Genomic DNA, 12,081 nt, shown 5'->3' with positions numbered 1-12,081 from the left:
AGTTCGCTGCTGCCCACTCGATGACCGCCAGGATCAGCCCGAGGATCAGCACTACGACTACCAAGGCCGCGAATGCTGGCAACTAGGCCGTGTTTAACAAGTGGCCGTTGCCGAGCCAGATGTTGATGGCTGCGATCTGGGCGGTGGCCAGGTAGCGGACGGCGAGTTTGTCGTAGCGGGTCGCGACGGCACGGTGTTGTTTGAGCTGGTTGATGCCGCATTCGACGGCGTGACGCTGCTTGTAGATCTCGGTATCGAACGCGTGGGGCCGGCCACCGGAGGTTCCTCGCCGTCGGCGGTGGGCGAGTTGGTCGGCAGGGATGGCGATAGTCGCCTTGATGCCTCGTCGCCGTAAGTAGGCGCGGTTGGCGCGGGAGCTGTAGGCCTTGTCGGCCAACACCCGGTCTGGTCGCGTGCGGGTCCGCCCGGTCTCGAAACGGGGAACCTCGATCGCGTCGAGGACTGCCTCGAACTGCGGACTGTCACCCCACTGACCAGGAGTAATCAACAGCGCCAAGGGTTTACGGCCCTGCTCACACGCCAAGTGCAGTTTCGTGGTCCACCCGCCGCGAGAGCGCCCCAGGCCGTGGTCGGCAGGCTCGACGGTAACCCCGCCGGGCGCTTCGACCTGCAGATCCCCCTTTTACGCGCACCAGCGGCGTGCTGGTGGGCGCGGGCGATCGTGGAATCCACGCTGACCTCCCAGACGATGTCGCCTGCGGCCTCGGCGCAGATCTGCAACGCCGACAAGATCGCCGCCCACACCCCGCCGCGCTGCCAGGACCGGAACAATCCGTACACAGACTGCCACGGTCCATACCGCTCGGGCACATCCCGCCACGGTGCCCCCACCCTTGTCCGCCAACGGATCCCGTCGATGAGCTGCCGTTTCATCCACTTCGGCGGGCGCCCGGCCCTCTTACCGACCGGCAGCAGCGGCTCGATCGCCGCCCACTGCTCATCGGTGAGATCCGCACGCCTCGATGCCGCTACGCTGGTCACGAGGTCTCCGGAATTCGGTTCGTCTTGGTAAACAAACCATCTACCGGAGACCTCGCCCATCTCCCGGCAGCGACACGCGAAACCCCAACGCTTACAAGCGACTACGCGTCAGCGACGCCGCCATCAACCACTTCTTAAACACGGCCTAGATCGCCCTCCCCGGGAAGTGCTCACTGTGCGTGTTCTGACGGTAGCAAGCGCCCGATAGAGAAGTGGGAGAACAGGAATGTCTTCCGGTGAGCGGCGGTGGTCTTCACCCACCGCGGCCTGCCCCTCGCCGCACATTGTGAGCGCGATCCCGAACACGCCGCGCGGCAAGGGTATCGAAGGGCGTGTGCTTGGGTGCAAGGTCTCCCTAAGCGCTGGCGGTGTGCGCTGGCGACTGGAGTTCGCCTACGCGGCAATCTTGAACTCTCGGGATCGTCGGATCTCCTGATAAGAGTCATAGATGTCTTTGTTATGGGCTTTGAACTCCGTTGCATCGAACCGTGGTACGAGATATCTCTCGTAGAGCTCCGGGTCGGCGGCTTTGACGAGGTCCGGATTGATTCGGCGGGTTACCTTGGTCCATCCCCAGGCAGCAACTCCATCGATCCCGCTTGTGGCACCGATGGCGAGCTTGAGATCGGTCTCCACCTGGATCTTCTTGGCCGATGTACGGACAATGGCTAATCGCAACTCCTGTTCTTTCTGATCGAGTTCAATCCACTGAAGACGCAACTGGGTGGCGTGGTCGTCGCGGGGCAGTACGGTCGGGTCAGGTTCGACCTCTTCGAGTTCCTTGACCCTTCTCGCTTTGGGTATTTCATCGTCGAGGTATGTGCGGCAATGTTGGAACGCCGCTGCGGCCTCGACCTCGGTGAGACGTAGGACCTCCCCGCGAGGCGGGTTGGTACGTCGGTGATCCCAGGAGTCCAGGATGTGTCTCTCACCTTGCTTGTAGTCGTCGGTCTCGATCGCGTCGAACAGGATCAGGGGATGGGCGGAAGCGGTCTGCATCGGAGCCTTCCGCTGTTCAGGTGTTCGGGATGTAAATCCGATTTTGAACAGATCTTCAGTGCCGAACCGGTATGCGTAGACGTATCCCATTTCCGAGAACTCCTTGTGTCTGTGGATTTTCGGGCAGACACCCTGCCCGACTTGACTTGCCATATCTCGCACGCCTGGTCTATAGGGATGTGCGATAGACGGCTATGAGCGAATGTTCAAACCGGGCTTGGTTTGGCCACTGGCTTCTTGTTATCGGCTGTTGACGCTAGAAGATCCGAGCAGCATAGAGAGACCGGCCAGCGGTGGCGCTGGTGCCGTACGGCCGCAGCAACGTGACCGACATGCTCGGCGAGGGCCGGTTTGTCGGCGGGGAGTGACTCATTCGGCCCATCTCGTCGACTTGTGCATCACAACTCCTCTGCAGCGGACCTCCGTCAGCGGACCGGACACGCTGCCGCGATCCCCAAGTCTTACGAGATGAACCCACTAGGGCCATCCGCTGAACGACTGACATCCTGGTCCCGCCAGTCCGATAGCTCGAGTGGTCTGAACCGTCCCCACTTTCCGGCCGGCTTCATGGTTGAGTCATCACCGGCTGGGATGGCTGTTGTTGAGCGTAATAGGCGGCTTCGTACTCGACGGGTGGGATATGGCCGAGCAGGCTGTGCAGCCGCTGGTTGTTGTACCAGTCGACCCATTCCATCGTCGCGTACTCGACATCGTCGAGCGCCCGCAGTGGCCCGGTGAGAAACGGGCTGTCACGGGCGAGGGCTTCGGTCTTGAACAGCCCGATCGTCGACTCCGCCAGGGCGTTGTCGTAGGCATCGCCGATACTGCCGATCGAGGCCGCAATCTGTTCTGCGGCAAGGGTTTCTGCGAATCTTATCGAGGTGTATTGCGATCCCGCGTCGCTGTGATGGATCAATCCATCCTCAACGGCGTGACCATCGTGATCGCGCCGCCACAGCGCCATTCTCAGTGCGGTGGTGACCATGGCAGTGTCCTTGATCGTGGCGGCCTGCCAGCCCACGATGGAACGGGAGAAGCAGTCGATCACGAACGCCACATACACGAACCCCGACCAGGTGGGCACGTAAGTAAAGTCGGTGACCCACTTGCGATTTGGCTCGGTTGCGGTGAAGTCGCGGTCGAGAAGGTCCGGGGCGCGGCGATGACCGGCGCCTTTCCCGCCGATCGTGGTGCGGTGTTTGCCGCCGCGGACCACGCCCGACAGACCTTCGTCACGCATGAGTCGGTCGACGGTGCCGATCCCTACCTGGAGGCCCTGGCGGCGCAGATACGGGGTCATCTTGCGGCGCCCATACATTCCCTCGGGCGTGCCGATGGTGGCCAGCAATGCGTCGGTCAGGCGCGCGTCGGTCACTGTCCGCGCCGAAGCCGGCGCGGTTTTCCAGTTCCGATAGGTTCGTCCGGCGACCTGCACGCCCTGCTCGGTGAGCACGCGACAGATCGGATCGACCCGGAAACCCAGCCCCCGCATCTGATCGATGAACGCACAGATCACCGGCGGCGCGGGTCGATCTCCCGCGCGAAGAAAATCGAGGCAGCTTTCAGAATCTCGTTGGCCTCCTTCAGATCTCGGACTTCGCGTTCGAGTTCTTTGATCCGCGCCTGCTCCGCACTCGTCACACCGGGAGCCTTCCCGGTGTCAATCTGGGCCTGCTTCACCCAGACCCGCAACGACTCCGGGTGGACACCGAGCTTCGGGGCGAGCGCCTGGCAGGCGGCATACGCCGACGGATACCCGTCGAGGCGGTCCAGCACCATCTTCACCGCACGCTCACGCTGCTCGATCGGATAACGCTTGGGCATGGCCCACATCCTTCACAAGGAAAGAAGCGGCCGAAAAGCCGGGGCGGTTCATTGAAGGGCGCGGGACTGGGGCTTTTGCAGACCGGTGGCGTGGATTTGGGTGCGCGCGGCCTTCAAGTCTTAGAGGGTCATCGTGACGGTTTGAACGCGAAGGACTGGCAGCAGATCGGGTTGAGTTCGCTGACTGGCACCGTCGCAGGGGGACTCGGCGGAGGACGGCTGATCGCGGATTCCGGATGGCATCAACCGGATGCTGACCACTGCGACAACTGGTGGTACGAATTGCCATGGCCGGCAAGCTCGGACGGTTATCGACGACTCGCGTCGAGGATCGTGGCTGGATTGCGGGACGCTTACGGGATAACCGAACCGTCGAAGCTGGTGTACAAGGCATGGAACGAGCGCGACGGCAATCGGGAGATCGAATTGCCGCTCATCGGACTGCGATAGGGGAGAGTTTGACATGGCAGGTCTCGGTCCGGGCAACGGCTATCCAGTGACCGAGTGGCGCGCGTTGGGGGACACTGAGGTCGTTGATTTGGCCGCTGAGCTGCGATCACTGGTCTGGTCGTGGCGGATGGACAACCTCCTGAGGTTGTTGGTGGTGTTCGGATGGCAGGATCCGATCATCGAGTCGTCTGACTGGGTCCGGTTCGACTCGGGGCTTGGGCCTGGCAGCTGCGATGTCATCGGTAGTGACGGTGAGGCGGAGCGGATCGAGGTCGCGGTAACCACTCTCGCCGCCGATGACTCGGCTGGTCGAGCTGAAGTGCATGATGTGTTCGCCCGGATGACAGCCGCGCTGATAGCGACGCTCGGTGAGCCGACCGGGCGGATCCTGGAGGCGATTCCCGAGATCCGTTGGGCCGGTGCGGAAACAACGCTGCTGCTGACCGATCTGTTGCTCATGGTGCGACTGCGCTTGGTGAGCAACGCCTGGCTTGCCGACTACGACGAAGCAAACGGGCTACAGGAAATGTGAAATCGAGGGTCGCGACATCGGTGACGTAGATCGACAGGTAATCCATCCGCCCTAAAGCCGGAATATTCGAAGGAAGCGAAAAGGAAATTAAAGGCGGGATTGCCAAGACGATCGATAAGGGATATGAAAGAGCTAACACACCTGGTGGGCTCGGCGAACTGTTCGATCGTCAAGGCGAACGGAGCCGAATACCGGGGCGTCGTCCGGTACTACCGGCTCGCCTCGGATGTCTGACGGGTAGCCCCCTACCAGTGGGCTACCTCGACGTCCATGCTCAACACCCTGGCAGGGAAGCACCAGCCCACGGTGGCCAAGATGTCTGCGGCAGTTGCCACGACACGATCCACCACCACCGATCCGGAACTCGCGCAGCATGAATCACTGGAGAGCCGCTCGGCCCGGGACATGTCTGTAGACCGCTTTGGATTCGACGGAATATAGAGTCGAAGCGTATTTGCGAAGTCCATGGCAGTGGTTACCGGTTGCGGAGTTCGAAGGTGGGGTCATCGACGAGTAGGTCGCTGGCGCTGAGGTCGTGGTGATTGTTGGTGGCGATCGCGGCGACGAGTGTGGTGGGTTTCAGGTGGTGAGCGTCGGCGAGGGCGATGGTGTCCAGGAGCACCACACCGATCGCGCGGCCGTTGACCAGCACCGCACCGAGATACTCGTCCAGATAGGCGCGTCGCGGTGCCGGTAGGAAGTTTCTCAGCGCTGCGGCAACCACCGGTATCGGCAGAATGACGAGGACGTCATGGCTGAGGTCGGCGACGGTGAGTACCTCGTCGCTGGGGTTGACGTCGCATCGGTGACGGTTGGCGGCCGGCACCTCGCGGACCGAACCACAATCATCCGGTGGTCTCCTGCGAAGGAGATCGGTTGCCCCGCAACCTAGTCGAGTGCCTTGATCGTTGACCGATCAGACAGTCGTCCGTGATCGTCAACGGCCGTCGTGGCGCAATGAAAACATGCAGCCAGGTCTTCGGAATGGCAAAGGGGAGAGCCGAATACGGCGGAATCGGACCGGCGGTGTGTATCGAGTGCGGGTGTGGAGTGACGGCAACTTGAGATAAAGCTCGGTCGGTCAACGGGTTTAGCCTGAGTTAACTGTTGCAGCGCGAGTGGAGGAACGTAGCGATGGCTATTGATTTATGCAATAAGTCACCGAGCGAGTTGGCAGAGAAGCGGTCCGCCGAGTGGAGTGAGTCCGGCGTGGCGGAGCCTGTTCTACTCGACGATCTCGGATCCGAACAGCGGGATGCGTTGAATTACGCGTATCGTGCCACTTTGGGTAATGTCGATCCGCGGTTCGTCGCGGGTGATCCGGCCGCGTGGGCGAGCGACTTCGGCTATGCGCTGGATCGGGTGGCGATCCGGCTTGATAACCGGAGTAACGATGAGCTGCGCACACAGGCGCTGGAACATCCGGACCCGGTGATGCGCGAACAGGCACTCTACGAGTATGCCGATCGCGATCATGCCGATGCGCTCGAGTTGCTCGAACAGGCGGTCCGGCACGACACTAACCGGGAGCTCCGTTGGGACGCACTGTGGGCCGCCGAGAAGCTCGGTGGGCCCGAGGGAATCTCGATGTTGCAGAATTTCCTTCGCGATGACGATCCCGAAATCGCGGAGTGGTCCAAGCTTTTCATCAGCGAACTGCAGAGTGGAGATCCCGCCTTCGACGGCAGGTCCTGCCTGTTCACTCCAGGTCGCACTTTCGACGAAACCATTTACCTGCTGATCCACTGCGACCTTTACGTTCGGCTCGATGACACCAATACCCATTGGGGCAAGATTTCATTGGCACCGCAGGGCCTGGCGCGGATCTTCGGTCAGGCGCATGCCTGCCCGAATGTGGCGACGCGCGAACGGCAACTGGTGATCGCGAAAACGATCAGCGGTCTGCACAAGGATGGTTCGCCGCATTGCGACAACTATCTTTTCCGTGGCTTCACCGATCGGACGCGGCGGGATCGGGGGAACTTCTTCTTCGAGTCCCTTGTGCCCCGGACATTCTTCAAGTCGGGGCGCGCGGACGATCCGAGCGAGGGCATCCGGCAGGCGAACATCGGCTTCGCCAGGTACGGCACCTGGCACTTGGAACCCCGATTCCAAATCCACCAGGATGCGGCGATTCGCTACGTGCGCGGACGGTTCCAGGGCTGGGGTTTCGTCAACCTGGCGAGAATCGCGGGCAAGCCGTTGGCCGAGGTGCTGACACCGGGCAACGGCGTGCTCTCTACCTTGCACGATCCCGAAATCGGGCCGATGACCAACGCTTTCATCGCAGGCACGTTCAAGGGAAAGCTGAACGACTGGGACGGCGACGGACTCATCGATCTCAATTCTCGCGACGTCTACTCGACAGCCGAAGGCGAGATCGATATGGATCAGGACGGGATCGCGGACAGCCGTGGTCGGACCTGCTGCGACCACACCACCATCCTGCCTTGATCTCTGCGAAAGGAGCTACGATGTCCACTCCCACTGTGATTTACGGTCGTCCCGTCACAACCGAGGGAATCCCTAATGTGTACGCCGGTGCGGAGGTGATCCCCTGGGCGACACCGGATCCAGGGATCGATAACCTCGGCATCACATCGGTGGACACCTTCGCCGTGCCAGGCATGGGCGAATACGCCGTCGAATTCGAGGGTTTCGTCCGGGTGGTTCGTTCCACGCCGACCTCCCGCGAATGGGCGTCGGCGGAGGTCTACACCAACCTGATCGAGATGAAGATGGTCGGCGACAGTCCGGAACTCGGCCGTATCACGGTCTCGCTCAATCCGGAATGCCTGTCCGCCGGACAGATTCGCACACCGTTCGATCCCTACGCCGGAGAAGGCCCGTCCGCCAAGGCCTGCCGGATGGCCGTCGGTGCTGTGTTCGCTCTGCCGAAGCTTGGTCTGAAACTTGTCAACAAGGAGCCGATCATCCTCACCATCGATGATGTCCGGCAGATCCCGCCTGCCGGTGCTCCCGGTAAGGGCCAGATCTATCGGATGCTGCCGCTGAACGATATCGAGCATCTCGATGACGCGCCGGTGGCCTATGTGACCAGCCTGCGGTTCAACATGGGCGGCTACCTGACCGAGGAGCAGATCGGGAGCATGTGACACAACAGGAGCGGGTGGCCACGGCCACCCGCCTCTTTTGCCGACCGACCCCTCGATGAACAGGAGCGCAGCATCGATGACCGAACATGAGATCGGATTCGGCGGGCCGTGGCCAGCGCGTGCCGCCGAATTGACCAAGGAGACAGCCGATTTCCGCCCGCTGCAGGGTGGCGCGATGCGCATTGCGCAGGACCGGCTCGAACGCGTTGCCAGCACGGTATCGATAACGGTGCCACCCGACGAGGTCTGGCAGGCGATGACGAACCCGGCGCGAGTGGCCGAGTGGCTCGGTGTGTGTCGCGGTGATTGGGCGCGGGCCGACGAGGAGGTGCTGCTCGACTTCGAAGACGGTGAATTCTTCTGGTGCCGAACCATGGAATCGTCACCGCCCTCCCTTTCCGATATCGGCATGCTGCGATACCTGTGGCGCTGGGTCGGGATCGGCCCGGCTACTTCGGTCACCTGGACGGTGGTCCCAGGGCCGAACGGCACGACCGTGACGGTCGTAGAGGAGGCGGTCAACCCGCCGTCGGACTGGCGTTCATGGAACGGCATGGGCTGGCCTGGCATCCTCGACCAGCTGGCCGGACATCTGCGGACCGGCACGAACTGGCGGTGGCCGTGGCGGCGGATGGGTCCATACCTGCAGATTCCGCTCCCGCAACCGGCCTTTCCCGCCTGGGAGGCGCTGACCGATTCGGGTGCCGTCAAACACTGGCTGCAGCGCACGCATGGCTCACTCGGCGTAGACGACGAAATGACGTTGATGATCGGCGATGCGAGCGGCGCGGTGCGGCTGCGCGTCACCAAGCTCGTGGACGCGGCTCAAGAATTCCCCTCCTACCTGCCCTATCTCGAATTCGCCCTGCGCCGTCCGAACTGGCAGCAGGAGTTGGGGGGCCGGATCTGGATCGAGCCGGTGGGTTTGGGCGAAAGCCTGCTCCAGGTGTTCCATCACGGCTGGGAGTCGTTGACGATCGCCGACCCTATTGCCGAACGCAAGCTGCTCACCGACTTCTGGATCGCCGCCGCGGCGCGTGCCCAGAGCCTGTTCCAGCCCGCCGGGCCGCCTGCCGGGCCGCATGGGTGGTCGGTCGGCGGGTCACCCGACAATTGAACTCAGCGCCCAATCGAGCCTCAGCAGCGCTCAATCGAGCTCAGCGCCGCTTGCCAAGTGGTGGCGAATCGACGACGCAGTGCCAGGCACTGCTCCTCGGGCAGCCCGAGATCCCTTGCGGCCCAGCCGGTATGCGCAAAGCGGATACGAGTGTCGCGCTGCCCCCTTTGCAGTAGGCGCACGGTGCAGGCCGGCGGACGGGCGGCACCGGGGATCACGGTCGCGAACGACAACTCACGACCGGGGCCAAGCCGCCAGTCGACGACGCCGAAAGCCGACGGCGTCCCCTCGCCGTCCAATTGGAAGGTCCGCCCGGTGCCGTCCTGTTGCACGGGAAGCCACCGGTACAGTTCCGGTTCTTCGAGCAGAGGCGCATCCGGGTCGCAAAGCGTTGCGGCCCCGTCTATTTCGTGACGCCAGTGGTATCGGGTGCGCCGTCCGGTCGTGACGTAACCGGCGAGGCGGCCCAGAAAATCCGACCAGCCTTCGACCATCTCGACGGCCTCTTCCCTGGTGCGGGAGGCGTGGTGATCGCGCACGGCGAATACGCAGCCGTTCTCGGATTCGGCCAACTGCCAGGTGATCTCGTCGGTCGGCCCGACACCGAGGAATCGCCAGGCGAACACCTGCGTCCGGCCCGGCGTGGTACCGAGTGGGTCGATGGCGAAGAAGTCGCCGTCCCCGAAGTCGAGGCGCACCGGCGACGGACCGGACAGGGGGCCGTCCAGATCGCCCATCCACTGGGCGATCTGGATTGGATCACTCACCGCGGGCCAGAGTTCGGCACACGAGATCGGCAACCGCAGGCGCACCCGAACCGCATCGGTCACGAACTCGCCCTGGATATCCGCTGCTCGAATGGCAGGCGACGGTGTCTCGCGCATCTGTGCCCCTTGCAGGTCAGCGGAAGCTGATCGGTGCTCGCGCACTCTGGTCCGCACTTCTGTCGTGGTCGTCATTTCCTGCCGCGACCATACATCCGTTCACCACGGTCGGGCAGTCCACTCGCGCCTGTTTGTTGCCGTTGTGGTCGCGGGCATCGAAGGACCGGCGGACGACGATCGGGATCGAGGCGTTCCCGGCGCCGTCGGGCTTCACGATCTTGGCGTCGTCGACATTGCAGCCGAGGGTGTCCGACGCGAGGATCGCGCATTCGCCGACGTAAATTTTCGTATTGGGGTCGAACCCACTCGCCGTCACCGTGATCGTATCCCCGTCCGAGAGGTCGGACGACGGGGTGGCTGATATCGACGGTGCGGCTTCGGCGCGCGCCGGTGCTGCCGATAGTCCGGTGCCGAGCGGCGTTGCCAGGAGGATGAGTGTGCTGGCGAGTATCACTTTCTTCATCGATCACACCTCTCTCACGAATCGTCAAGCAGGACGAATGCTCTGTTGATGTCTGAAAAACTCACTCGGATCCCACTGCCTCTTTATTTCTTGCAACCGGGCATGATTCGCGCCGTAATAGAGCTCGGCCGAACCGAGCCCGGACGTATTCCATTCGGGATCGTCCAGATCCACATCGGGGTAATTGATACTGCAGCCGTCGGTTTCGGCGCCTGGTATCGGGACGCCACCGGTCTGGTAGTACAGATCTCGGTAGGTTTCACGCAACCACCTCAGGTGTCTGTCGTCCGCTGCGGCGTCGCTCCAGTTCGCCATATAGAGAACCGTCATGATCGAGCCACGATGCGCACACGCCGTCGCATCGGGAGCGACCCGATTCACCGCACCGCCGAAGGACGAGATGCCGAACCCGGATAGCGGATTCACCTGGGAATCATTGGTGAGTTGCCGGTACAGCGTGGCGCGCTGATGCTCGGTGTACGGTCGGCGGTGAATTGCTGATTTGTGCTCGGTGCGCTGTGCTGGATCACCGCTGTATGCGTCGAGCGCGGTCACTGCCGCGAGCCACGGCATCTCCGTGCGGTCGTTCACGACCATCGGGACCCCGAGTCTCGCATTGACCGCATCGAGAAATTCCGTCCACATGGTTTCGGCCCCTTGGATTGCCGGATCCAGCTGAACATCCATCAGGACGGCGCCGTAGCTGCGCCGCATGGGGAGAAGCCTGGCGAACAGCGAGGCCGCCGGGTCAGCGGCCGAGGCATGGGCCACATGCCACTCCTCGAAGTTGCCGAGCAGCCGGTGGAACGCTTCCTCGTCGATGGCCGCCCACGGCCACGACACCAGGCCGGTCCAGAGATCTCGCGGCGGGCGGGGCAACCCCGCGGTGTTCTGTGCGTCCGGTCCACGGAACCAATAGCGGGTCACGATGCCGAAGTTTCCGCCGCCGCCGCCGGTGTGCGCCCACCACAGTCCGCGATTCGGATCGTCGGATGCGTTGGACGCCACCACGATCCGAGGGTTTCCTGGATCGTCGAGCACCACGACCTCGACGGCGTGTAGATAGTCCGAGACGAGACCGAGGCGACGGCACAGTGGTCCGTAGCCCGCGCCCGCGACGTGCCCACCGGCGGCGACGGACAGGCATTGACCACCGGGAACGGTTACACCCCACCGCTCGAGCAGCACGGTGTAGAGCGCGCCGAGCCGAGTCCCCGCGCCGACCGCGATGGCGTTGCGGGCCGCATCCCATTCGATGGTATCCAGCCGGGACATATCGATGATCACTTCGACATCCGCATTGTCAACGAAGTTCTCGAAGCAATGACCGCCGCTGCGAACCGCCACCCTCGCTTGTTCTTCGACAGCCGAGCGGACCGCGTCGAGCACCTCGGCGCCGTCGTGCGGCAAATGGATTCTTTTCGGTGAGGAGGACCAGCGCGGATTGAAGCCGTGGCAATAACTGTCGTACAGATGGTCGGTCGGCGTGATTACATCTGAATGGACCATCGTTGAGCCTCCATGGATTGTCCCGAGGGCTGCCGGTTCGGATCAACGCCACCGCTCGAATTCGACAGTATCCATCGGCTGAGCGCATTGCTTATCGGAGGTTGCTCCGTGCGTCGTCATGGCGATCTAGGCCGAACGAAGCAAGTTGGAAGAAGGAGCAACATCCTCCGGTTACTAGCGTTGGT

Annotated in this window: 12 protein-coding genes; 5 read left to right on the top strand and 7 right to left on the bottom strand. The window is 62.7% G+C overall.

Annotated elements, in window-relative coordinates:
* Positions 1–82: 82 nt before the first annotated feature.
* The 3 genes from OG203_RS06975 to OG203_RS06965 form a co-directional block, all read right to left on the bottom strand.
* Positions 83–1,002 (bottom strand): IS5 family transposase gene (locus tag OG203_RS06975; protein WP_405162659.1). Its coding sequence is split into 2 segments (ribosomal slippage): positions 83–610 and positions 613–1,002, totalling 918 coding nucleotides; the frame shifts between segments, so codons are not numbered across the junction.
* Between the two features lie 393 nt (positions 1,003–1,395).
* On the bottom strand, positions 1,396–2,154 hold the full coding sequence (locus tag OG203_RS06970; protein WP_405164843.1) for a GIY-YIG nuclease family protein: 759 nt from the start codon (positions 2,152–2,154) through the stop codon (positions 1,396–1,398).
* A 412-nt stretch (positions 2,155–2,566) separates the two neighbouring features.
* Positions 2,567–3,825 (bottom strand): IS3 family transposase gene (locus tag OG203_RS06965; protein WP_405162070.1). Its coding sequence is split into 2 segments (ribosomal slippage): positions 2,567–3,552 and positions 3,552–3,825, totalling 1,260 coding nucleotides; the frame shifts between segments, so codons are not numbered across the junction.
* Positions 3,826–3,876: 51 nt separating this feature from the next.
* Between OG203_RS06965 and OG203_RS06960 the strand changes: the two genes are divergently transcribed.
* The gene (locus OG203_RS06960) at positions 3,877–4,275 is read left to right on the top strand and encodes a TY-Chap domain-containing protein (RefSeq protein ID WP_405164842.1); all 399 of its coding nucleotides are present in this window, start codon (positions 3,877–3,879) and stop codon (positions 4,273–4,275) included.
* 13 nt (positions 4,276–4,288) lie between these two features.
* On the top strand, positions 4,289–4,807 hold the full coding sequence (locus OG203_RS06955) for a DUF6301 family protein (protein WP_405164841.1): 519 nt from the start codon (positions 4,289–4,291) through the stop codon (positions 4,805–4,807).
* Between the two features lie 475 nt (positions 4,808–5,282).
* On the opposite strand, the gene OG203_RS06950 is transcribed toward OG203_RS06955, so the two are convergent.
* The gene (locus OG203_RS06950) at positions 5,283–5,633 is read right to left on the bottom strand and encodes a hypothetical protein (protein WP_405164840.1); all 351 of its coding nucleotides are present in this window, start codon (positions 5,631–5,633) and stop codon (positions 5,283–5,285) included.
* Between the two features lie 308 nt (positions 5,634–5,941).
* Here OG203_RS06950 and OG203_RS06945 point away from each other — a divergent pair, with 308 nt between their 5' ends.
* The 3 genes from OG203_RS06945 to OG203_RS06935 all read left to right on the top strand — a co-directional run bounded on the left by OG203_RS06945 (position 5,942) and on the right by OG203_RS06935 (position 9,040).
* A complete protein-coding gene (locus OG203_RS06945) occupies positions 5,942–7,261 on the top strand; it encodes a HEAT repeat domain-containing protein (RefSeq protein ID WP_405164839.1) in 1,320 nt (439 codons plus the stop codon).
* A gap of 20 nt (positions 7,262–7,281) precedes the next feature.
* On the top strand, positions 7,282–7,923 hold the full coding sequence (locus OG203_RS06940; protein ID WP_405164838.1) for a DUF6073 family protein: 642 nt from the start codon (positions 7,282–7,284) through the stop codon (positions 7,921–7,923).
* A 76-nt stretch (positions 7,924–7,999) separates the two neighbouring features.
* Positions 8,000–9,040 carry an SRPBCC domain-containing protein gene (locus tag OG203_RS06935; protein ID WP_405164837.1) on the top strand — a complete coding sequence of 347 codons (1,041 nt, stop codon included), beginning with the start codon at positions 8,000–8,002 and terminating at the stop codon, positions 9,038–9,040.
* Positions 9,041–9,060: 20 nt separating this feature from the next.
* Here OG203_RS06935 and OG203_RS06930 read toward each other — a convergent pair whose 3' ends face one another.
* Genes OG203_RS06930 through OG203_RS06920 form a run of 3 tightly spaced genes read right to left on the bottom strand, consistent with a single transcriptional unit; the run spans position 9,061 to position 11,896 of the window.
* Entirely contained in the window at positions 9,061–9,924 is an 864-nt protein-coding gene (locus OG203_RS06930; protein ID WP_405164836.1) for a hypothetical protein, read from the bottom strand.
* A gap of 16 nt (positions 9,925–9,940) precedes the next feature.
* A complete protein-coding gene (locus OG203_RS06925; protein ID WP_405164835.1) occupies positions 9,941–10,387 on the bottom strand; it encodes an enediyne antibiotic chromoprotein in 447 nt (148 codons plus the stop codon).
* A gap of 24 nt (positions 10,388–10,411) precedes the next feature.
* Positions 10,412–11,896 (bottom strand): FAD-binding oxidoreductase, encoded by a 1,485-nt coding sequence (locus OG203_RS06920; protein ID WP_405164834.1) that lies wholly within the window; start codon positions 11,894–11,896, stop codon positions 10,412–10,414.
* Between the last annotated feature and the right edge of the window lie 185 nt (positions 11,897–12,081).

This window comes from Nocardia sp. NBC_01499 (assembly GCF_045040275.1).
Taxonomy (GTDB): Bacteria; Actinomycetota; Actinomycetes; order Mycobacteriales; family Mycobacteriaceae; genus Nocardia.
The sequence above is the reverse complement of the archived record's forward strand: the minus strand, read 5'-3'. Positions and strand labels throughout refer to the sequence as shown.